Source organism: Nocardia sp. NPDC058705 (assembly GCF_042749305.1).
Taxonomy (GTDB): domain Bacteria; phylum Actinomycetota; class Actinomycetes; order Mycobacteriales; family Mycobacteriaceae; genus Nocardia.
This window is the reverse complement of sequence record NZ_JBHYRN010000001.1, coordinates 479,129-503,711: the sequence shown is the minus strand read 5'-3', so window position 1 is coordinate 503,711 and position 24,583 is coordinate 479,129. Positions and strand designations below refer to the sequence as shown.

Genomic DNA, 24,583 nt, shown 5'->3' with positions numbered 1-24,583 from the left:
TCTACTGATCCTGTGCCACAACTCGGTCGGCTAACGTCTGGCGAAGTCGCGTCCAGCCTCGCCGGAAACTGGCAGGTTGCGCGACAGGCGGCCGACGTTCGGGTCGCGGAGTGGAAAGGCGCGGTGTTGCGCATGACGAGACGGTATCTGCGCGCTCGATCGAACTCGATCAAGGGTCGCCTGCTTCGGATCGCCTTCCTTCCGTGTCTCGTCGCGGTCGTCCTCGGGGCGCTGGTCAGCGGTTATCTGGTGCGAAGCGGCCTGGCGTCGCTGTCCTACGCCGATCAGCGTGACACGGGAATGGGCGCGACGAGCGCGCACATCAAGGCGCTCTCGGTCGAGCGTGCGACGACGCTGGGCTATCTCGCGGGCCGCGAGGACCTGCGGCCCGCGATGCTGGCCGCACGGGCCGCGGTCGACAGGTCCACCGTCGATTTCATGGCTTACGCCGACGAGATCCTCGAGTCGGTTCCCCAGATCCAGCCGCAGATCGATCTCGCGATCGCGTTCATCCCACAGTGGCAGGATGCCCGCGCACAGGTCGACGCGGGCCAGGCCGATGTCGGGCGCTACGTCGCCCTGTACAACAACATCTTCGACACCATCGCGGTGAGTTCGAAGCGGCTGTCGTACGCGTCCAACAGCGCGGCGGCCGCGTTCGAGCAGGTCGTCACTTCCGACACCTTCGTTCTGCTCGAGGCGGTCAACCGGGCCAATGCGCTGGCCGGCTACGTCTTCACCCATGACGACCCCGAACTCCGCACCCAATTCGGTGCGATGGTCGGCCTCTACCATGTCGATCAGCACGAGTTGATGGCGAACTGGACCGATGCCTCGCGGGCGGCGTTCACCCAGCTGCGCGAGTCGCCGGAGTGGGCGACCCTGATCGCGGGCGACGCCGCTCTGATCGCTGATGAGCCATTCGACTTCGCCGCCCGGAGCAAGGCCGCCGAGGCAGTGAGCGGCGCACTGTCGGCGATCTACATCGGCCAAGCCGACCACAGCTCCACCGTCGTCCGCGCGGAGGGCCGCGACGCACTCCGATGGTCACTCGCCGCGGCTGTCGTGGTCGCGCTGGCCGCGCTGGGCGCCGCGCTCGCCGCCTACGTCGGCGCGAACCGACTCGTTCGCCGCATCACCGCCCTGCGCACCCAGACCCTCGACATCACCGAGCGCGAATTGCCGCAGGTGCTGGCACAGGTCAACGCTGGCGAATCAGCCGAGCTCGAGAACCCTGTTGCCCGTATCGATTTCGGCACCGACGAGCTCGGCGAGGTCGCGCGCGCGTTCGACAAGGCGCAGAGCAGTGCGACCGCGGCGGCTGTCGCCGAGGTGCACACCAGGCGCGCCGCGGGCACCGTCTTCCTGAACATCGCGCACCGCAGTCAGGCGCTGGTGCACCGGCAACTGCAGTTCCTCGATCAGATCGAACGGTCCGAGGACAATCCCGAGTTGGTCGACCGGTTGTTCCAACTCGATCACCTGACCACCCGTGCCCGCCGCAACGCCGAGAACCTGATCATTCTCGGCGGCGAATCGGTCGGCAGGCAGTGGCGTCGACCGGTGCCACTGGCGGATGTGTTGCGCGGCGCGGTGTCGGAGACCAAGGACTACACCCGCGTCGACACCGGCCCCGTTCCTGATGTCGCCCTCAATGGTTCGTGCGTCGCCGACATCGGTCACCTGCTGGCCGAGCTCGTCGACAACGGCACCGCGTTCTCCCCGCCGCAGGCCAAGGTCTACGTGCGTTCGGCGATCACGGGCCGCGGCATCGTGGTCGAAGTCGAGGACCAAGGCTTGGGAATGTCCGCCGAACGGTGCGCCGAGCTCAACGAATTACTCAGCGAGCCAGGTGATATCGGTGTGCTGTCGCTGGTCGGCGAAACCAGGGTCGGCCTCTATGTGGTGGCCACGCTGGCAGCCAAACACGGTGCGCGGGTGACTCTTCGGGAGTCCGCTTACGGTGGCATCCACGCGATCGTCCTGTTGCCCTCGGCGCTGATCGCCGCACCCGAGCACCCCGCACCTGAGCAACCCGCGCCCGCGCCAACCGAGCCCACTGGCATTCCCGAGTACGTCCCGAACGGGTATGAAGCGTTCATGCCCGGTGCGTCCGCGCAGCATGCCGCACCGGAGCCTGTCACCTACCGCGCCGAACCGGATGGTTACCAGCCGCGCGGGCCGGTCGACGCCGAACCTCCGCCGTTGCCGACCCGCGTTCGTCAAAGCGATATCGCCCCGCAGCTGCGGCAGGAGCCGACGCCGAGTGCGGGCAGCACGCCGAACGTGGAGCGTTCCAGCGCAGCGCTTTCCGCCTTCCAGCGCGGCACAGCACGGGCCAGGACCGAGGCGAACACGGGCGAATTCTCGATCAACGGAGCGGAGTGGTAGCAGTGCAGAACGCAACGAACGCAGGCCTCGACTGGCTGATAGACGACCTGGTCAACCGTGTCGCGAGCGTGCGCAGCGCAGTACTGTTGGCGACCGACGGCCTGCTGATCGCAGGCAGTACCGGCCTGGCACGGGCCGATGCCGAGCACCTGTCGGCGATCGGTTCGGCCTACCGGAGCCTGGCCACCGGCGTCGGCAACCATTTCGACCTTGGACCCGCCAGACAGACCGTGGTCGAACTCGGCCGGGCGTATCTGCTGGTCACCGAGGCGGGCCCGCGGGCGAGTCTGGTGTTGATCGCCGACGAGGACGCCGACCTCGGACTGGTCGCCTACGAGATGAATCATGTTGTCCTGCAAGCAGGGCCGCATCTGTCCGTGGAGGCGCGGACCGCACCGGTCGGTGGCGGACAGCGTACGCAGGGGTAGCGATGACGCTCGACGACGACAACGAGCGGTGGTGGTTCGACGACGCGGCGGGCCCGGTCGCGCGGCCTTACACCTTCACCGGCGGACGCACCCGCTCCAACTCGGGCATCGAACTGGATCTGGTGACCCTGGTCGTCACCGCGGCCGACTCGTCGAGTTGGCACCGGGTCGACTCCGCCTCGGCGCAATTGCTGAGATTCTGCGAACATCCGCTGTCGGTCGCCGAGGCTGCCGCCGGAGTTCACCTGCCGTTGCGGGTGGTCAAGGTGCTGCTCGGTGATCTGATCCATCAACAACTGATGCTCTACCGCACCGGCGCAACGCGGGCCGGTCGGCCCGACGTCCACACAATGCAGAGGGTGATCGATGGTATCCGGGCTCTCTGAGGCCAGGGCGCACCCGCCCGAGGTCTCGCTCGACGCCACCACGTTGAAGATCCTGATCTCCGGTGGTTTCGGTGTGGGTAAAACAACCCTGGTCGCCACGATCAGCGAGGTCACGCCGCTGCGCACCGAGGAGACCATGACCGCGGCCGGTGTCGCCCTCGACTTCGGACGCATCACGATCGCCGAGGATCTGGTGCTGTATCTGTTCGGAATGCCGGGGCAGCAGCGGTTCTGGTTCATGTGGAACGAGATGACCGAAGGTGCGCTCGGCGCGGTCGTACTCGCCGACACGCGTCGCCTCGACGGGTGCTTCGCGGCGATCGATTTCTTCGAACGTCGCGGCATCCCGTTCATCGTCGGGGTGAACTGTTTCGACGGTGTGCAGCTCTACACCGTCGAGGCCGTGCGCACCGCACTCGACCTGACCCCGACAGTGCCGATCCTGCTGTGCGATGTGCGCGACCTCGAGTCGACCAAACATGTACTGGTCAACCTGCTCACCCACGCCATGTCGCAGCCGTGAGCGGCCGAGGTCATGTCTCCCAACAGCTTCAGCCATTCGACCGTGAGGGCCGCGTCGGTCGCGATTGCTGGTTAGGGTGACGGCGTGGCTTTAGATTACGTAGTTGACCTGCCGTGTCGGCCGAAGCAGGCGCTTGGCACCGGAAAGATCCTCGAACTGCTCATCCTGCGAGGTGCGGCGATGGTTACGCTTGACGATCAGCAGCACAACGTCGGAAGGCGGTGGCGCAGACTGACTTTCAGCAATGTGGTGACACGCCCGACCGGCGCGGTGAAGGTCAGGTCGAGCGTCACCAAAGCACTCGAGCAAGCGGCCCAGCTCGACGCCTTCGTCGACGATTGCCTGGCCTGCCCAGCCAACAACGACGGACACAGCGGCTTCGGCTGCTACGGCCGGGTCAACTATCCCCTCGACCTCGCAACCGAGGAAATGCTGCTGTCGATGTTGCCCGATGACCTCACCGCCCCGGGCGCGGGTACCGAATTCAAAGCTGGGTGGGACTATTTCGGCTGGGACGGTAGTCAGGCGGCCGAGGTGCGGGCGGCGAGCCGGACCTTCTTCGAGTCCCCAGTGGCCCCTGTCCGGCAATGGCCGACTGGTGAAATGCTCACCGGTGACCAGGTTTTCGAGATGCTGTTCATCGGCCAGGGCTTCGAATGGTCCTTGGCGAAGCTGCTCGCCATCTCCTTTCGCCTCATCATCCTCGACGAGGAAGCCGGCCCCCTCTTGGACCTCGCGATCCCCGAGAGTGAGCAGGCGAGCCAGGTCATCGCATATCTCAATTCCATCAGCTTCGCGGCCATGAACGAACTGCCCGTCCTGCTCGACGGTTAGTAACTTCTCCAACAACCGCCAGGTCGTGGAGGGGATGTTGTCACGGTTGCGGACCGGGCCGCCCCGCTGAACTCAGAGCTGTGATTGCACCTGGGTGGCGATGAGTTCCAGGTGATCGAGGTCGGCCAGGTCGAGGATCTGCAGGTAGATCCGGGTCGCGCCGATCTCGCGGTAGCGGGCGATCTTGTCGACGACCTCGGCGGGCGAACCGGCCAGGCCGTTTTCCTTCAGCTCGTCGACTTCGCGGCCGATCGCGGCGGCCCGGCGTGCCACCTCGGCGTCGGTGCGCCCGACACACGCGACCAGGGCGTTGGAGTAGATCAGTTCGTCGGTGCGCCCGGCCGTGCGGACAGCGGCGCGTACTCGGTCGAACTGGGCGGCGCTGTCGGCGACCGAGGCGAACGGCATGTTGAACTCGGTGGCGTAGCGGGCGGCCAGGCGTGGGGTGCGGACCTTGCCGTTGCCGCCGATGATCACCGGCACCGGATCCTGCACGGGCTTGGGCAGGGCGGGGGAGTCGGTGAGCTGATAGTGGGTGCCGTCGAAACTGAATGTTGCCCCGGGTTCGGTCTCCCAGAGGCCGGTGACGATGGCGAGTTGCTCCTCGAGGAGGCTGAACCGGTTGTCCGGGAACGGGATTCCGTAGGCCGTGTGTTCGGCGGCGAACCAGCCACTGCCGAGACCGAGTTCGACCCGCCCGCCCGACATCTGATCCACCTGGGCGATCTGGATGGCCAGTGGCCCGGGCAGTCGGAAGGTCGCGGCGGTGACCAGGGTGCCCAGCCGGATCCGGGAGGTGTCCCTGGCCAGCCCCGCCAGGGTGATCCAGGCGTCGGTCGGACCGGGCAGGCCGGAGGCATCGCCCATGGCGAGGTAGTGGTCGGAACGGAAGAACGCGTCGAAGCCGAGGTCCTCGGTGGCGCGCGCCACCGACAGCAACGTGTCGTAGTCGGCGCCCTGCTGGGGCTCGGTGAAGATGCGGAGGTCCATGATCACCATCGTGCCCGATGCGGTGAATCCGGGCACGTCTACCGGCCGATCACCGCCCGCACGATGTCCGCAGTGACGACCTGACCGGTGGCGTTGGGATGCACGGGGTTGGCGTTGAGATGGCTGGGGATCGGCGGCTCGACCCAGCGAATGGCCGCATCCTGACAGGTGTCGTGCCCGAGGGTCGGGGTGTAGAGGTCGATGTAGGTCGCGCCGTTGGCCGCTGCCTGCTCGCGCAGCACCGCGTTGAGGTGCTTCTCGATGTCGCGCGTATAGGCGACATCCCCGTCGCTCAACGGCACCTGCGGCCAGCAACTTCCGGTCTCGGGCAGCACGGCCGGATAACCGAGAACATAGACCTGCGCGTTCGGCGCCCTGGTATGGATCTCGGCGATGGTCGCCCCGATCTTCGGTGCCCCCGCGGCGATTTCGTCACTGAACCTACTGCCGTAGGTATCCCGGCAGGGCGCGCCGATATTGAACGCGTTGGCGATATTGAGCCCCACACAGGACAACACCAACGTCTGGAACATTCCGTTGTCGTCACCGCCCGCTTGATAGGTGACAATCTGCGTCCCCGCATCGAGTGCATCGAATTGCGGTGGCTGATCGGGATATTGGGCCGTTGTCATGTGTTCAGTCATCGCCGAGGCGCAACTGCGATCGACCAACTCCCATCCGGTGGCCGCCGCCAGCACATTCGGGTAGTTGAACCTCGATCGCGTGCACAGCAGTGGACTGCCGGGAACCGGGGTCAGCATCCCCGGCGCGGAACTGTACGAATCGCCCAGCGCGACATAGCGGATCGGCGACCCGTCGGCGACCCCCGGAACCGCTGTCAGCCACGCAATGGCTGAAATGAGTAGCAGCAGAAAGCGTTTCATCACGACCCCCCGTAATATCGACTGGCCGCCGAAATATCCGATGCGGTTCCCTGGAATTCTATCCCCGAACTTTCGTCGGGATGACCGATTACGCCTGCGGACCGGCATCACCTGCGCGGTACAGCCGCGCCGGGCCACCGGCGACGGCCAGGTCGGTGGACCGTGATCGCCCGCGTACAACGCGCACATCAACGGGTCCGCGAGCAACGCCTCGACGCCGAGGTGGGCAACCCTCTTGATCTGCGGCTGCGGAAATCTACTTGTACGAATGTCCTAATTGGACTATCGTACAAATATCTCGAGTGGAGGGAAGTCGACATGACAGAAGTCGCTACCAGGCGGGCGGGACTACGGGAATGGGCAGGTGTGGCATTGCTGGCGCTGCCGACGGTCCTGCTCGGACTAGATGTCACGGTGCTCTACCTGGTCCTGCCCAGCATGGCCGCGGCGCTCGACCCCTCCGCGACACAGACGCTGTGGATCATGGACGCCTACGGGTTCTTCATCGCCGGATTCCTCATCACGATGGGCACATTGGGTGACCGGATCGGCAGGCGGCGCCTTCTGATGATCGGCGTAACGGCGTTCGCCGCGGTCTCGGTGTTCGCGGCCTTCGCTCCCAGCGCCGGACTGCTGATCCTGGCCCGAGCGCTGCTCGGCATCGCCGGGGCCACCCTGATGCCGTCGACACTGTCGTTGATCTCCAACATGTTCGGCGATGCGCGCCAGCGCGCGGTGGCGATCGGGATCTGGGCCACCATGTTCGCCCTCGGCATGGCCGCCGGACCTATCGTCGGCGGCGCGCTGGTCGACGCCTTCTGGTGGGGAGCCGCGTTCCTGCTTGCCGTCCCGATCGCGGTTGTCGTGCTGGTCGCAGCGCCCGCACTGCTGCCCGAATACGCCGAACCCGGTGCGGGAGCACTGGATCCGGCCAGCGTGGCCCTGTCCTTGGCGACCATCCTGCCGCTGATCTACGCGATCAAGCACACTGCCGCCGACGGCCTCGGCTTCGGCACGGTGGCGCTCGCGGTGCTCGCCGTCATCGCCGGAATCGCGTTCGTGCGCAGGCAGCGCCGACTGGCCTCGCCGCTGCTGGATGTCACCCTGTTCGGGAATCGAGCGTTCTCCGCGGCGCTGGCCGTGCTGCTGATCGTGCTGGTCGGAGTCGGCGGAACCATGTACCTGGTCACGCTGTACCTCCAACTCGTCGAAAACCGCACACCATTGGTCGCGGGACTGTGGATGGGCCCGCCCGCCGTGGCGATGTTCGCCGCCGCTATCGGAGCACCGTTGATCGCCAGGCGGATACCACCCGGCACGGTCATGGCCGTCACGCTCGGAATCTCGGTGCTCGGATACGCGCTGCTGGCGCTGGCCGACGCCGGTGACCCGGTGCAAGTAGTGACCGGCTTCGCGTTCGTCTACCTCGGCCTCGGCGCGGTCGCCGCACTGGGCACGGACATGGTCGTCGGCGCCGCACCGCCGACGAAATCCGGTTCGGCGGCCGCACTGTCGGAAACCGTCCAGGAACTCGGAATCGCTGTCGGCGTAGCCGTTCTCGGCAGCCTCACCACCGCGCTCTACCGGGCAGGGGTGAGCACACCGGCGAATGTCGAACCCGCGGTTGAAGCGCAACTCACCGAGAGTCTCGGCGGCGCGCTGTCAGTGGCCGATCGCGTGCCCGCGGAGGTCGTGCGGGCCGCACAGGACACATTCGTCACGGGAGTGAACATCGCCGCGGTGATCGCGGGTGTCGCCATCGTCGTCGCCGCCGTGCTCTGCCTGACGACACTGCGACACGTACGTCCACTCGGAGCGGACGAGTGCTGGGCTGCTCGACTACCCTCGACTCACACAGGAGGGTGCATGAACGACGAGGACCGGTCCATCGATGGTCGCAAGGCCAGGGGCAACAAGCGCCGCGCCGAGATCATCGAGGCCACCCTCGCCGTGGTCACTCGTGACGGCGCCGCGGGCGTCACGCACCGCACCGTCGCCACGCAGGCCGGGATCACCACCAGCCTGACCACCTACTACTTCGCCACCCTCGACGATCTGCTGATCGCGGCCTTGTCCAGCGTCGCCGATGTCTACACCGCACGTATCCGCGGGATCATCGACGGTTCCGGCGACAAGCTTCGGGGTCTGGCCGAACTGATCGCCGATTCCGCCGGAGTGGGGCGCGAACGTGCTCTGGCCGAACGCGAACTGTCCACCCTCGCGGCCCGTCGCCCGGCGCTGGCACCTGTCGCCCGGCGCTGGCGCGAGCACGTCGCAGACCTCGCCGCCACCCTCACCGACGACCCGGACGCCGGGGCCGCGCTCGTCGCCGCGTCCGACGGCCTGTGCACCGCGATCCTCGTCGACAACGCACCGGCCGACACCGACTACGTGCACCGCATCCTGGCCCGCGCCCTCGGCTGAGAAATTTCCACGCCACGCCATGCCACCTCCTGGTGTGGATGAAACCAGGTGCCGCTGCGGTAAAGTCGCTGACGTATCAGCAACTTTCGGGTGTAGTGATGAGGGTGTTGGGCAGCGTATTTCTCGTTCACCGGCGCCGCCCGGATTTTCGCCGTTCGAATGGATGTCACGGACATCTGTCGGTCGGTAAGCGAACCGGGCATTCGGTATTGCACATATTTACGTGTCATGTAATCACGGGGAAGCTGAAAAGTTACCACTTCGTCCAGCGAATTCCGCTGTAGTACATCGACAGTTACGCGGACTGAGACATACTGAATGGGTGAGCTGCGACATGATTCCGGGGCTTCGACATCAGGGCCAGTCGATCGACTGGCCGATTCGCAACAGTTCAGCTGGTAGTGATCAAGTGTCCATTTTGGGCACCCGTCCGACCGGTGTGCCCGTCGGGATGTTTCGACGTGCCGTCGCGGCCGGTGGATGTGCGACCGCTCGTCGTCGTCAGATCTGTATTCGTAAGCAAGACAAAGTATTTGGTGCTCAGCACCACTGCTCGTCGGCGTGTGGGATGGACCCCACTGCCGTCGTGTGAGCCCGGCTCTACGAACGTGAGCGGTCGGCAAGTGGTCGGTGCCGCTCAGCCCAGGTGATAAGCGAGGGGAACTGCCATGCAACCCGGTGGGAATTCACTGCTGCGCAATCTCACGTCGATTCAGAAAGAACTCTGGCTGGCGCACGAGCTGTCCGACAAGCCGAACAACTGCATCGTTTATGTCGATATCCGGGCGGGCCTCGAAATCGGCCGCTTTTTCGATTCGGTGCATCATGTTCTTGCCGAATCGGAATCGCTCACAGTAAATTTCGTCCATCATGCGGACGGCCCGATGCAGATTCAGCGAGATGTCGGTGACTGGGCGCCGACATATCGCGATCTGACCGACCTGTCCGATCCGAAATCTGCTGCGTTCGAATATATGTCCCGCGAACGTGAGCGGGGTTTCGATCTCGAAATGGATCCCCTGCTGCGCGTCGCACTGCTGAAAGTCGGTGCCGAACAATACTTCCTGTCGATGTGTTTCCATCACATCATCATGGACGGCGTCGGTGTGGCCACCTGGGCTCAGCGAGTGCTCGACGTCTACGCCGCCTCGGCGTGCGAGACGCCCATCGCACCAGCCGGATTCGTCAGTGTCGATGATGTTCTCGATAGCGATCAGGCCTACCGACGTGACCAGCAAGCCGTCGATCGCGCCTACTGGCGCGGGCAGATCCCGGCCGGGATCGACCCGCTGCGACTGCCGGGCAGTGCCGAGAGCGGCGCGAAGCCGGGCCGGGTCGGTTGCACCCGCAGCGTGTCCGGTGCGGAGCTGGAAGAGCTGATCGCCACGGCCGAATCGGTCGGTGTCCGATTGCCCTATCTGTTGATGTCGGTGGCGGCGGCCACCATTCAACGGCATGCGTCGCGCGACGAATTCTGTGTGCAGATGTCGGTGTCCAATCAAACCGCTATTGCCCAGAGAACGCCGTGTCAGCTCTCCGATACCGTTCCGCTGCTGGTGAATTCGAGCAGAAGCCTTTCCCTCGCGCAGCTCGCCGAACGGATCCGCGACAGCGTCGCGAGCGCCAAAGATCATCTGCGCTACGGGATGTCGAATATTCGGCGAGACTTGCAGATGGCGGACTCTCGCGCTGATGCCTTCGGTCCGGTAGTCAACATCATGTCGTTCTTCGGTGCCTTGCGAATGGTCGGCGGCACAGCCGATCTCCAGCTCTTCTCGGCGGGCAGCAGCGGCGATCTGTCGATCGTGTTCTATTACGAACGACAGGCATCGCGCGGCGGCTACCTCCGGATCGAGGGAGACGCCCAGCTCTACACCGATGATGATCTGCACGGCTACCTGGCATCGCTGGCTCGCTACCTGCGCCAGGCGGTAGCCGATCCGGCTGCCCCGATCGGGTCGGTGGATGTTCTCGGTCCCGAGCGTGCGCGGGTGCTCGGTATGTGGAACGACACGGCGGTGCCCGTCGCGCCGGAGGCGACCCTGCTCGGCCTGTTCGAAGACCGGGTGTCGCGGGTGCCGGACTCGGTGGCGGTGACGTCCGGTGAGGCGGAGCTGACGTATCGGGAGCTCGACCGACGGGCCGAACAGACTGCGGGAACCCTGATTTCGCACGGGGTGCGCCCGGACAGCGTCGTCGCGGTGGCCTTGCCGAGGTCGGTGGAGCTGATCGTCGCGATCGTGGCGGTGCTCAAGGCCGGCGGCGCCTACCTGCCGATCGATCCGACCTATCCGACGGAGCGACTGGCATTCGTCCTCGGCGACGCCGAACCGATCGCGATCCTCACCGACGGCGCGACATCGAAGACTCTGCCGCACACCGCAATACCGCAGATCCTGCTCGAAGACGCCGAGACCGCATCTGCTGGCCGCACGCGCGTGCCACCGCGGCCCGACAACCTCGCCTACCTGATCTACACCTCGGGCTCCACCGGGACGCCGAAGGGCGTCGCGGTCACCCAGGGCAATGTCGCGTCCCTGTTCCTGAGTACCGCGCAGTGGTGCGAATTCGGTGCCGACGATGTCTGGGCCTGGTGCCATTCCGCGGCCTTCGACTTCTCGGTCTGGGAGATCTGGGGTGCCCTGGTACACGGTGGCCGGGTGGTGGTCGTGCCATGGGACGTGGTGCGCACCCCGGCGCAACTGTGGCAGTTGGTCGTCGACGCGGGGGTCACGATCCTCAACCAGACACCCTCGGCCTTCCACGCGCTGGCCGAAGCCCGCACGGTCGGCGGCACGGATTCCGCGCTGCGCATGGTGGTGTTCGGCGGCGAAGCCCTCGATCCAGCCCACCTGCGGAGCTGGAACTCCGCCGATGTCGACGGGCCGACGCTGGTCAATATGTACGGGATCACCGAAACGACGGTCCACGTGACGAAACTGGAACTGGTTGCGGCACAGGACACTCGGGGCGGCAGTCCGATCGGCGCACCGTTGGGGAACATGCGGGTGTACGTGCTGGATTCGGGCTTGGCGCCGGTCCCGGTGGGCACGGCGGGGGAGTTGTATGTCGCCGGTGCACAGCTGGCGCGCGGCTACCGGAATCGGGCGGGCCTGACCGCGGCGCGGTTCGTCGCGGACCCGTTCGATCCGACCGGCGGTGGTCGGCTGTACCGCACCGGTGACGTGGTGCGCTGGAACGCGACCGGCGTGCTGGAATTCGTCGGCCGTGCCGATGATCAGATCAAGCTGCGTGGTTTCCGGGTCGAACCCGGTGAGGTCGCCACCGTGCTGGCAGAACATCCCGCGGTGTCGCAAGCAGTGGTGATCGCCCGAGACACCGACGGCGGCAAGCAACTGCTGGGGTACGTCGTGGCTGACCGTGTGGTCGGTAGGGAGATGCTCCGATTCGCGGCCGAGCGGCTGCCGGAGTTCATGGTGCCTGCGGCGGTGACGGTGCTCGACGCGATGCCGTTGACCGCGAACGGCAAGCTCGATCGAGCCGCACTGCCCGTGCCGTCGCTGGTGTCGTCGTCACGGTATCGGGCACCTCGCGGCGACCGGGAATCGGTGTTGGCCGAGCTGTTCGGCGAAGTCCTCGGACGCGATCGGGTCGGGGCCGACGACAGTTTCTTCGAACTGGGTGGGCACTCACTGTCCGCGACTCATCTGATCAGCCGGATCCGGGCGGTGCTGGGGATCGAGGTGCCCATCCGGACGGTGTTCGACGCACCGACCGTGGCGCAGTTGGCGACCCGGCTCGATGCCGAAGTCCGGGTGCGTCCGATGTTGTCGGCTCGGCAGCGGCCCGAGGTGGTGCCGTTGTCGTTCGCGCAGCGGCGACTGTGGTTCATTCACCGGCTCGAAGGGCCGTCGGCCACCTACAACGTCCCGCTGGTGGCGCGATTGACCGGTGTCTTCGACGCCTCGGCTTTCGCGGCGGCGATCGGTGATGTGGTCGCGCGGCACGAGAGTTTGCGCACGGTCTACGTCGAAACCGACGGTGTGCCCGCCCAGCACGTAGTGGACAGCGTCGAGGTGCCAACGACCGTCGCCGATGTCGATCCCGCCGACCTGGCGACGGCTGTTGCCGAAGCCGCGCGGTACCGGTTCGATCTGTCCGCCGAGATTCCTATCCGGGCCAGTGTCTTCCGGTGTGGTGCCGAGGATCAGACCCTGGTGTTGTTGATCCATCACATCGCCGGTGACGGCTGGTCGGCGACCACCCTGCTGCGGGACCTGTCGACGGCGTACGCGGCACGGCTCGAACAGCGAGCCCCGGAATGGCCGCCGTTGCCCGTGCAGTACGTGGACTACGCACTGTGGCAGCAGGAATTGCTCGGTTCGCCGGACGATCCGAAAAGCGTACTGGCACAACAGTTCGACTACTGGCGCGCAGAACTCGACGGCTTGCCCGACCAGCTGCGATTGCCCCTCGACAGGCCCCGCCCCCGCGTGGCGAGTTATCGCGGTGCGACGGTCCTGTTCGAGATCGACGACGAGATCCGTGGCGCGGTGCGACGCCTGGCCGCCGACACGGGCGCGACGGTATCGATGGTTCTGCAGTCGGCGTTGGCGGTGCTGTTGTCCAAAGTCGGTGCGGGCGAGGATATTCCGATCGGCACCCCCGTAGCAGGCCGCACTGACGACGCGCTGACCGAACTCGTCGGCTTCTTCGTCAACACCTTGGTCCTGCGCGCCTCGGTCGCTCCGGCGGCCTCGTTCACCGACATCCTCGCCCAGGTCAGGGCAAAGGCCCTGGCCGGGTACGAGAATCAGGACGCACCCTTCGAGTTGCTGGTGGAGTTGCTCAATCCCACCCGTTCGGCGGCGCATCATCCGCTGTTCCAGGTCATGTTGACCTTGCAGGACAGCCCCCTGTCCGCACTGGAACTCCCCGGCGTCGACGTCGATTCCCGCACCCCGCCCATCGCCACCTCACGTTTCGACCTGACCTTCAATATCGGGGACGGTCCGGCGGGGTGGGACGGCTATATCGAATACGCCACCGACCTGTTCGACCGCGCCACGGTCGAGGCATTGGCGGCTCGATTGACGCGAATACTGCGGCAGGTCGTATCCGCACCGGACATTCTGGTCGGGTCCATCGATGTTCTCGGCACCGACGAACGAGAACTGTTGTTGCACAGCCACACCGCCGTGCCGCTCGATGAGCGACGCACCGTGGTCGAGCTGTTCCAGGCACAGGCAGCAGCATCCCCGGATGCGGTGGCCGTCGTATACGCGGACGAGCAGCTGACCTATCGGGAGCTCGACGACCGTGCCGATCGCCTTGCCCGGCTGCTGAACGCGCGCGGTGTCGGTCACGGCGACATCGCCGCGGTCGCCCTGCCACGATCCGTGGACCTGATCGTGGCATTGCTCGCAGTGTCGAAGGCCGGCGGCGCGTACCTGCCGATCGATCCCGCCTACCCCTCGGATCGGCTGGCGTTCATCCTCGCCGACGCCGCCCCCGCCATCGTCCTGACCGATGAGGCCACCGCGACCGCCCTGCCCCGCACCGCGAAACTTCAGCTGCACCTCGACACAGTCGAGATAGGCGATGCTCCGCTCAACCGGACCACATCTGTCCGGCCGGACGACCTGGCCTACCTGATGTACACCTCCGGTTCGACCGGCGTCCCCAAAGGCGTTGCGGTCACACACCGCAACGTCGCCAACCTCGCATCTCAGCAGTGGGCGGCCGGTCCCGGTGAGCGTGTCCTCGTGCACTCGTCGATCGCGTTCGACGCCTCGACCTACGAGATCTGGCCCGCGCTGATCAGCGGCGGCACGGTGATCCTGGCCGGTGAGCAACGCTCGGATCCGGCCGAAATCGCTGAACTCGTCACCGGACGAGCGGTGACCAAGATGTTCGCGACACCGGCATTGCTCTCGGCCGTGCTCGATTACGCGGCATCGTTGCCCGACAACGCTTTTCGGAGCTTGACGCAGGTGATCGTGGGCGGTGCCGAACTTCCGCCGGGATTGGTCGGTCGACTGAAGAGCCGAGTCGGCGATGTCCGAGTGGCCAATGGCTATGGGCCGACCGAAACCACCGTGTTCGCCACGATGTTCGCAGCCGACGTGCTCGCGGACCAGCTTTCGGTGCCGATCGGGTCCCCGCTGGCGAATATGGCTGCCTACGTGCTGGATTCATGGCTGACGCCGGTCCCCGTGGGAGTCCCCGGCGAGTTGTATGTGGCCGGTGAACAGGTCACCCGCGGCTACCATGGCCGCCCCGGGTCCACCGCGGAGCGATTCGTGGCCGATCCATTCGGTGCGGTCGGTGGCCGGCTGTACCGAACAGGTGACGTGGTGCGCTGGACCGCGGCCGGTGTCCTGGAATTCGTCGGTCGAGCCGATGACCAGGTCAAGATCCGGGGATTCCGGGTCGAACCCGGCGAGGTGGCTGCCGCACTCGGACAGCACCCCGCGGTGTCCCAAGCGGTCGTGGTCGCACGCGACACCGACACCGGCGGCAAACAACTGATCGGCTACGTGGTCGCCGAACCAGCCGAGAACGGAAACACCCCGCTCACCGGCGAGGAGGTACGCCGTTTCGCCGCCGATCGACTGCCGGAGTTCATGGTGCCGGTGGCGGTGACAGTCATCGAGGCAGTGCCGTTGACCGTGAACGGAAAACTGGACCGCACGGCCTTGCCGGAACCTGAACTGGTGTCCTCGGTGGGCTATCGCGCGCCGGGTACCGAGCGCGAGCGAGCACTGGCCGAGCTGTTCGGCGAAGTACTGCGCCGCGAACGAATCGGCGTGGACGACAGCTTCTTCGAGCTGGGCGGCCACTCGCTGCTGGCTACTCGGCTGGCCAGCCGGATCCGGGCGGTCCTGGGGATCGAGGTCCCGATCCGGACGGTGTTCGACGCACCGACCGTGGCGCAGTTGGCGACCCGGCTCGATGCCGGTGCTCGGGTGCGTCCGATGCTGTCGGCCAGGCATCGTCCCGAGGTGGTGCCGTTGTCGTTCGCGCAGCGGCGCCTGTGGTTCATCCACCGGCTCGAAGGGCCGTCGGCCACCTACAACATGGCACTGGCGGTCCGGCTGCGCGGACTGGATTCGGTGGCGTTGCGCGCCGCGATCGGCGATGTCGTCACCCGGCACGAAAGCTTGCGGACCGTCTTCGTCGACGCCGACGGCATGCCCTCACAACGAGTCATGCACGCCGTCGAGGTGCCATTCACGGAAACGGACAATCCCGCCGACCTGGACACTGCGGTGACCACGGCCGCGCGCTACGGATTCGACCTGTCCGGTGAGATCCCGATCCGCGCCGACATCTTCCGCAACGGCGACGAATCGGTGCTGGTGCTGCTGATCCACCACATCGCCGGTGACGGCTGGTCGCTGACACCGCTGCTGCGCGATCTGTCGGTGGCGTACTCGGCACGCCTGCGCGACCAGGCACCCGCGTGGGCGCCGCTGCCGGTGCAATACGTGGATTACACGCTGTGGCAGCAGGAATTCCTGGGCTCGGCGACCGACCCCGACAGCGTGCTCGCTCACCAGTTCGAGTACTGGCGCGCCGAACTCGACGGCCTGCCCGAACAGGTGCGATTGCCGATGGACAGGCCACGGCCGAGGGTGGCGAGCTACCGCGGCGACACGGTGACCTTCGAGATCGACGCCGACACACGGCTGGCGGTACAGCGGCTGGCGGCAGATTCCGGCGCGACCGTGTCGATGGTGTTGCAGTCGGCACTGGCGGTGCTGTTGTTCAAACTCGGTGCCGGGGAAGACATTCCGATCGGCGCCCCGATCGCCGGCCGCACCGACGACGCGCTGACCGACCTCGTCGGCTTCTTCGTCAACACCTGGGTACTGCGCACCCGCGTGGAGTCGGCGGCCTCGTTCACCGAGATCCTCGACCGCGTGCGCACCAAAGCGCTGGCGGCCTACGAGAACCAGGATGTGCCGTTCGAACTGCTCGTCGAACTGCTCAACCCCACCCGATCGGCAGCACACCACCCCCTCTTCCAGGTGACGCTCGCATTCCAGAACAACACGCTGCCCGACCTCCGCCTCGCCGGAGTCGATATCGAGCCCTATCCGGCGTCCCTCGCCGCCTCCCGGTTCGACCTGTTCTTCAATATCGCCGACGCGCCTGCCGGTGCCGGTTGGGACGGCTTCGTCGAGTACGCGACGGAGCTGTTCGATCGGTCCACCGTCGAGACGATGGCGGCGCGCTGGGTGCGGTTGCTGCGGCAGATGGTCGCTGACCCGGGTGTCGCGATCGGGGCGATCGACGCCCTCGACCAGTCGGAACGCACCCTGGTGCTGGATCGCTGGAACGCCACCACCGTCGAGACCCCAGACACCACTCTCGTCGGGCTGTTCGGAGCGCAGGTCATCCGAACCCCGGATGCGATCGCGGTGGTATGCGCGGGCACCGAGTTCACCTATCGCGAATTGGAGTGTCGTGCAAACAAGTTGGCGCGGACACTGGTTTCGCAGGGTGTGGGTCCCGATGCCCTCGTCGCAGTTGCCCTGCCCCGATCCGCGGAGCTCATCGTGGCCCTGCTCGGTGTGCTGAAGGCCGGTGGCGGGTACCTGCCGATCGACCCGGCCTACCCGCCGGACCGGCTGGCGTTCATCCTGGCCGACGCCGGCGCGGTTGTCGTCGTGACCGATCCGGTGACCGCGCAGGAGTTGCCGCCGACCGAGGTGCCGCACGTCTACCTCGATCACTCGGAACAGGCGGAGCCGCACGCCGATGTCGTCGTCGCTCCGCACAATCTGGCCTACGTGATCTACACCTCCGGTTCCACCGGTGTGCCGAAAGGCGTGGGGATCACTCACCGCAACGTGGTGAACCTTGTTGCCCAAGCATGGCCGGTGGACCCGGGCGATCGCGTGCTGGTCCACTCGTCGGTCGCCTTCGACGCCTCCACCTACGAGATCTGGCCCGCACTGTGCGGTGGTGCCACCCTCGTGATCGCGAGTGAGCAGCGTTCGGATCCGGTGGAGATCGCACGTCTGGCCGAGACCCGGTCGGTGACGAAATTGTTCGCGACACCACCACTGCTCTCGGCATTGCTCGAATACGCACAAACCCTGCCGGACAACCCGTTCCGGAGTGTGCGGCAGGTGAACACCGGCGCCGACACGCTCACCTCGGGACTGGTGCACGCGATGAAATCCGGGTTCGCCGATGCCCGCATCGAGAACCTGTACGGTCCGACCGAAGCAACGGTCGACGTGACAACCTTCGCCGTTCCCGCCGATGTGGACGCGATCGTTCCGATCGGTGCGCCCGTCGCCAATACCCGGGTGTACGTACTGGATTCGTGGTTGGCGCCGGTTCCGGTCGGGGTGGCCGGTGAGCTGTACGTGGCCGGTGCGCAACTGGCGCGCGGATATCACGGGCGAACCGGACTCACGTCGGCCAGGTTCGTCGCCGACCCGTTCGATCCGACCGGTGGTCGGCTGTACCGGACCGGCGATGTGGTGCGCTGGAATGCGCGCGGGCAGTTGGAGTTCGCCGGACGTAGCGACGATCAGGTCAAGATCCGTGGCTTCCGCGTCGAACCGGGCGAGGTCGAATCTGTTCTGGCACAGCATCCTTCGGTTTCGCGTGCAGTGGTGGTCGCGCGTGACACCGACACCGGCGGCAAACAATTGGCCGGATACGTCGTGGCAGACCGGTCCGGGCCTGCCGTGGGGGAGGACGAGTTGGTCGGCCAGTGGCGTCGGATCTACGACGACCTGTACTCCGGGACCGACATCGGCACCGACCACAGCGTCGAATCCGACGTCGAGTTCGGTTCGGATTTCGGTGGCTGGAACAGCAGTTACACGGGCGCGCCGATTCCGTTGGAGCAGATGCGGGAATGGCGCTCGGCGACGGTCGAACGGATTCGTGAGCTGGATCCGGTGCGGGTGCTCGAGATCGGTGTGGGTTCAGGGTTGCTGCTGTCGCAGGTAGCACCGGTATCGGGGGAGTACTGGGCGACGGACTTGTCCGGTGCGACGATCTCGGCGCTACGTGCGCAGCTGGGTGAACTGGACGCCGACTGGGTGGACCGGGTGGTGTTGCGCGCGCAAGCGGCGGACGATCTCGAGGGGCTGCCGACCGGCTATTTCGACACCGTGGTGATCAACTCGGTTGTTCAGTACTTCCCGAGTGAGAGTTACCTGCGCACGGTGCTGGACCGGGCATCGGAACTGTTGGCTCCGGGCGGGGCGGTATTCGTCGGCGATGTGCGCAATTTCGCGTTGCTGACCGAGTTCGCCACGGCGGTCCAGGTCAGGCGCAACGGTGGGGACGACCCGGCTGCGGTCGGCGACCGGGTTCGACGCGACATCGCCGCCGAGCAGGAGTTGTTGCTGGCACCGGAGTACTTCGCTGGATTGTGCGGTGCGGCAGCCAGATTCGGTGCCGTGGATATTCGCCTCAAACGGGGCCGTTCGGTCAACGAGCTGACGCGATACCGCTACGACGTTGTCCTGCACAAGTCACCGGCGCGCCCCTACTCGGTCGCTGCCGCACCGAATGTCGTCTTCCGCGACCAAGAGTGTTTGCGCACGCTGCTGCACACGAGCCATCCCGACGGACTGCGGGTCACTGGCATTCCCCACACCGGACTGACGGCCGAGATCGAAGCGACCCGGCGAATCCACGCGGGTCAGTCCAGCGACGACACCCTCGACGTCGGGTTCGAAGGGACGCTCGATGCCGGATCCGGAACGGGCCTTCTGCCCGAGGACCTGTACGAACTCGGGCGACAACACGGCTACACAACGGCGGTGACCTGGTCGGCCGAGCCGGGCCTGATGGAAGCCGTCTTCGTCGAACCCGAAGCCACGCAAGGATATCCGCTGACCGATGTGTACCTTCCGCCGACTCCGGTAGGCGCCCCCGCCGGATATGCGAACAATCCGCGAGCAGGTCTGCTGGCCGCCGCGGTGCGGCGCTGGGCCGCGGAACGACTGCCGGAATTCATGGTGCCCGCGACGGTGACGGTGCTCGGCTCGATGCCACTCACCGCAGGCGGCAAACTCGACCGCAGCGCCCTGCCCGACCCGGACTTCGCCACCACCCGGGAGTACCGTGCACCGGACACCGAGCGGGAGCGAACCCTCGCCGACCTGTTCGCCGAAGTCCTCGGCCTCGACCGCGTCGGCGCCGACGACGACTTCTTCGCACTGGGCGGTCATTCGCTGTTGGCAACTCGCCTGACCAGCCGCATCCGCGCGGTGATGGGCGCCGAGGTGCCGATCCGGACCGTCTTCGACGCCCCGACCGTGGCGCAACTGGCGACCCGCCTCGACACCGGGGCGCAAGTGCGCCCGGCACTGTCGGCCCGGACCCGCCCGGACGTGGTTCCGCTGTCGTTCGCGCAGCGGCGGTTGTGGTTCATCCACCGACTGGAAGGCCCCTCGGCCACCTACAACATGCCATTGACGGTCCGCCTGACCGGTGCGTTCGACGCGTCGGCCTTCACCGCTGCCGTCGGCGACGTGATCGCCCGCCACGAAAGCCTGCGAACGGTCTTCGAGGAAACCGACGGTGTTCCCGCCCAGCGTGTCCTCGACGCCACCGGCATCGACGTGCCGGTCACCGTGACCGACATGCACACCACCGAAGTCGATCACGGCGAACTGGCCACGGCGATGCGATACGGGTTCGACCTGTCCTCGGAACTCCCCATCCGCGCCGACGTCTTCCGCCACGGTGCCGACGACTGCGTGCTGGTGTTCCTGATCCACCACATCGCCGGCGACGGCTGGTCGATGGCACCGCTGCTGCGGGACCTGGCGAAGGCGTATGCGGCCCGTCTGGAATATCGCGCACCGGAATGGCCGCCGCTGCCGGTGCAGTACGTGGATTACGCACTGTGGCAACAGGAACTGCTGGGTTCGGCCACCGATCCGACCAGTCTGCTGTCTCGCCAGTTCGACTACTGGCGAACAGAACTCGACGGTCTGCCCGAGCAATTGCCCTTGCCGACGGACCGTCCACGGCCCAAGGTCGCGAGCTATCGCGGCGACATGGTGCTGTTCGGGATAGACCCCGAGACCCGTGCCGCCGTCGAACACCTGGCGAGCCGCGAGGGCGCGACCGTGTCGATGGTGTTGCAGTCGGCACTGGCGGTACTGCTGTTCAAACTCGGTGCCGGACAGGATATTCCGATCGGTTCGCCCATCGCGGGCCGCACCGACGACGCACTGTCGGATCTGGTCGGCTTCTTCGTCAACACCTGGGTGCTGCGCGCCACGGTCGCGCCGGAAGCCTCGTTCACCGAAGTCCTCGCCCAGGTCAGGGCAAAGGCCTTGGCCGGGTACGAGAATCAGGATGTGCCGTTCGAACTGCTCGTCGAACTGCTCAACCCCGCCCGCTCGGCGGCCCACCACCCGCTCTTCCAGGTGTCCCTCGCGTTCCAGAACAACACGCTGCCCACGCTGGAACTGTCCGGCGTGCGATTCGAGTCCTACAACGCGTCCATCGCGGCCGCGCGGTTCGACCTGTTCTTCAACGTCGCGGACGCGCCCGCAGGCACCGGGTGGGACGGATTCGTCGAGTACGCCACAGAACTGTTCGATCGCTGCACCGTCGAGGCGATGGCGTCGCGGTTCGTGCGCATCCTTCGCGAGATCGCCACGGCCCCTGACACTTCGGTGGGATCGATCGATGTGCTCGACACCGAGGAGCGCGAACGGATACTGCATCGATGGAACGAGACCGTCTACGACATAGTCGACACCACCGTCGTCGAACTGTTCCAGGCGCAGGCAGGCCGGACGCCGGATGCGCTCGCGGTCGTCTGCGGTGAGACCGAACTGACCTACGCCGAACTCGACCTCCGGGCCGAGCAGCTCGCACGATCCTTGAGCTCGCACGGGGTAGGCCCCGACAGTATTGTCGCGGTCGCATTGCCCCGGACCGCGGAACTGATCGTCGCGCTGCTCGGCGTGCTGAAGGCAGGCGGCGGATACCTGCCGATCGACCCGGCCTACCCCTCGGACCGCCTTGCTTTCGTCCTCGCCGACGCCGCACCGGTCGTCGTGGTCACCGATTCGGCCACCGCGGACGTGCTACCTCGCCCGGCACCACCGTTGCTGTTCGTGGACGCACCCTTGACGTCGGACAACGTCGAAGAGATTGTCGGCGCCGCACCACAGAATCTGGCGTATGTGATCTACACGTCGGGCTCGACCGGTGTGCCCAAAGGTGTTGGTGTAACCCACCGCAACGTGGTGAACCTGGTCGCTCAGGCATGGGCGATCAACCCGGCCGATCGCGTGCTCGTGCACACCTCGATCGCCTTCGACGCCTCCACCTACGAGATCTGGCCCGCCCTGACCGGCGGTGCGACGGTGGTGCTCACCGCCGAGCAGCGCTCGGACCTGGTCGAGATCACCCACCTGGTCGAATCCCGTTCGGTGACGAAGATGTTCTCGACGCCGCCCATGCTCTCGGCTCTGCTCGATCACGACGAACCCCGGCTCGACAACCCGCTGCGGACTCTGCGCGAGATCATCGCAGGCGGCGCCGAACTGACCGCGACGCTCGTGCACCGGCTGAACGCGAAATATCCTGGGGTACAGGTGATCAACGGGTACGGACCCACCGAAACGACAGCGTGTGTGACCGACTATCACGCAGGCGCTGAGGACGACGGTGCCGTGCCGATCGGTGTTCCGGTGACGAATACGCGGGTGTATGTCCTGGATTCGTGGTTGGCGCCGGTCCCTGTCGGCGTGCCGGGCGAATTGTATGTAGCGGGAACGCAATTGGCGCGTGGCTACCACGGACGTGCCGCCTTGACCGCGTCGCGGTTCGTGGCGGACCCGTTCGACCCCGGCGGTGGCGGTAGCGGTCGGTTGTATCGCACCGGTGATGTCGTGCGCTGGAAGGCCGACGGCGTGCTGGAATTCGCGGGCCGGGTCGACGACCAGGTGAAGATCCGTGGATTCCGCGTCGAACCGGGTGAGGTGGAAACCGTCCTCGCGCAGCATCCTGCGGTGTCTCGCGCCGTGGTGGTGGCGCACGACGCTGAGGTCGGCGGCAGCCAGTTGGTCGGATATGTGGTCGCCGACCGAACGGGCCCGGTGATCGGCGAAGACGAATTGGTCGGCCAGTGGCGCCAGGTCTACGACGACGTGTACGGCGCTGATACCGCCGCCACGGGTTTCGGCGACGACTTCGGCGGCTGGAACAGCACCTACACCGGTGCGCCGATCCCGTTGGACCAGATGCGGGAATGGCGCTCGACCACCGTCGACCGTATCCGTGCGCTGCGGCCCGAGCGTGTCCTCGAAATCGGTGTTGGCTCAGGGCTGCTGCTGTCGCAGGTGGCACCGGACTGCGCCGAGTACTGGGCGACCGACTTCTCGGCCGCGACCATCAGCACGCTGCAACAGCAACTCGATCCGACGCTCACCGACCGCGTCTTTCTGAGTGTCCGAGCGGCCGACGACACCGACGGCCTGCCCCAGCACTACTTCGACACCGTGGTGGTGAACTCGGTGGTCCAGTACTTCCCCGGCGAACGGTATCTGCGCCGAGTCCTCGAGCGCGAGTTCGAACTGCTCGCTCCCGGCGGTGCGGTGTTCCTCGGCGACGTGCGTAACCTGGCCTTGCTGGAGGAGTTCACCACCGCCGTGCAGGTCACCCGTGAGGGCGGTGAGGATCCCGCGGTGGTCGAGGATCGGGTCCGTCGTGACATCGCGGCAGAGAAGGAACTCCTGCTGGCACCGGAGTACTTCCTCGCACTGGGTCGTGACCTGGGAATCGGCGCGGTAGATATCGAGCTCAAACGCGGTTTCGCGGTGAACGAGCTGACCCGATACCGCTACGACGTCGTTCTGCGTAAGCATGCCGAACAGCCGCTGTCGGTCGCAGAGACGCCGAAAGTCGAGTTCCGCGACCAGGATTCACTCACCACCCTGCTGCGCACGGACCATCCCGACGGTCTTCGCGTCACCGGGATCCCACACGCCGGACTCATCGGCCAGATCGCGGTGACCGAGCAGATCAGATCAGGACTCCCGGTCTCGGCCGATGATCGAACCGACCAGCTCGGCGCCGGTTTCGAAGGAATCCTCGCCGCCGACCGGCGAGGTGTCGGTCTGCTGCCCGAGGACCTGCACGCGCTCGGTCTGGAACTCGGATACCGGACGGTGGTCACCTGGTCGTCGGAACCCGGTCGGATGGACGCGGTCTTCGTCGAAGCCACCTCGGCGCAGGACCGAGTACTGACCGACGTGTACCTGCCGTCGGACGTGGTGGGTGATCCGGCCGCGTACGCCAACAGCCCCCAGGACACGCTGCTCCCTGCCGGCGTGCGCGCGTTCGCGGCCGAACGACTGCCCGACTTTATGGTGCCCACCGTGGTGATGGTGATCGACTCGGTGCCGTTGACCACCAACGGCAAGCTCGACCGCGCGGCGCTGCCCGCACCGGAGTGGGTGTCGGCCAGCAAGTATCGGGCGCCACGCTCCGACCACGAAGAGACCCTGGCCGAACTGTTCGCCGAGATCTTGGGGGTTGGCCGCGTCGGCATCGACGACAGCTTCTTCGCACTTGGCGGCCATTCGCTGCTGGCGACCAGGCTGACCAGCCGGATCAGGTCGGTGCTCGGCGTCGAAGTGCCGATTCGAGTGATGTTCGAGGCCGCCACGGTGGCCGAACTCGCCGCGCGGTGGCCGCAACTGGCTCCCACCCGGCGACCGGCTCTGCGCAGGATGAATCGAGAGGTGAGCTAGT

The 24,583-nt window shown here is 66.2% G+C and carries 9 protein-coding genes; 7 read left to right on the top strand and 2 right to left on the bottom strand.

Annotated features, from left to right (window positions below; translation table 11 throughout):
- The first annotated feature begins 132 nt into the window (after positions 1-132).
- The 5 genes from ACFW6D_RS02175 (at position 133) to ACFW6D_RS02155 (ending at position 4,562) form a co-directional block, all read left to right on the top strand.
- Complete coding sequence (locus ACFW6D_RS02175) at positions 133-2,391, top strand: ATP-binding protein (protein ID WP_379323868.1); 2,259 nt, start codon at positions 133-135, stop codon at positions 2,389-2,391.
- Positions 2,392-2,393: 2 nt separating this feature from the next.
- The gene (locus tag ACFW6D_RS02170; RefSeq protein WP_379323866.1) at positions 2,394-2,819 is read left to right on the top strand and encodes a roadblock/LC7 domain-containing protein; all 426 of its coding nucleotides are present in this window, start codon (positions 2,394-2,396) and stop codon (positions 2,817-2,819) included.
- Between the two features lie 2 nt (positions 2,820-2,821).
- The gene (locus tag ACFW6D_RS02165) at positions 2,822-3,205 is read left to right on the top strand and encodes a DUF742 domain-containing protein (protein ID WP_379323864.1); all 384 of its coding nucleotides are present in this window, start codon (positions 2,822-2,824) and stop codon (positions 3,203-3,205) included.
- Positions 3,186-3,728, top strand: a complete 543-nt coding sequence (locus ACFW6D_RS02160) for an ATP/GTP-binding protein (RefSeq protein ID WP_379323862.1) — start codon at positions 3,186-3,188, stop codon at positions 3,726-3,728. The genes ACFW6D_RS02165 and ACFW6D_RS02160 overlap by 20 nt, the downstream gene beginning before the upstream one ends.
- Before the next feature lie 180 nt (positions 3,729-3,908).
- On the top strand, positions 3,909-4,562 hold the full coding sequence (locus ACFW6D_RS02155; RefSeq protein WP_379323861.1) for a hypothetical protein: 654 nt from the start codon (positions 3,909-3,911) through the stop codon (positions 4,560-4,562).
- Positions 4,563-4,634: 72 nt separating this feature from the next.
- Here the strand turns inward: ACFW6D_RS02155 and ACFW6D_RS02150 are convergent, their stop codons facing one another.
- Both ACFW6D_RS02150 and ACFW6D_RS02145 read right to left on the bottom strand, forming a co-directional pair.
- Positions 4,635-5,552, bottom strand: coding sequence for an LLM class F420-dependent oxidoreductase (locus ACFW6D_RS02150; protein WP_379323859.1), 918 nt, complete (start codon positions 5,550-5,552; stop codon positions 4,635-4,637).
- 38 nt (positions 5,553-5,590) lie between these two features.
- A complete protein-coding gene (locus tag ACFW6D_RS02145; RefSeq protein ID WP_379323857.1) occupies positions 5,591-6,436 on the bottom strand; it encodes an SGNH/GDSL hydrolase family protein in 846 nt (281 codons plus the stop codon).
- Positions 6,437-6,754: 318 nt separating this feature from the next.
- On the opposite strand from ACFW6D_RS02145, the gene ACFW6D_RS02140 reads away from it, so the two are divergent.
- The gene (locus ACFW6D_RS02140) at positions 6,755-8,860 is read left to right on the top strand and encodes an MFS transporter (RefSeq protein ID WP_379323855.1); all 2,106 of its coding nucleotides are present in this window, start codon (positions 6,755-6,757) and stop codon (positions 8,858-8,860) included.
- A gap of 668 nt (positions 8,861-9,528) precedes the next feature.
- On the top strand, positions 9,529-24,582 hold the full coding sequence (locus tag ACFW6D_RS02135) for an amino acid adenylation domain-containing protein (RefSeq protein WP_379323853.1): 15,054 nt from the start codon (positions 9,529-9,531) through the stop codon (positions 24,580-24,582).
- Position 24,583 lies beyond the last annotated feature (1 nt).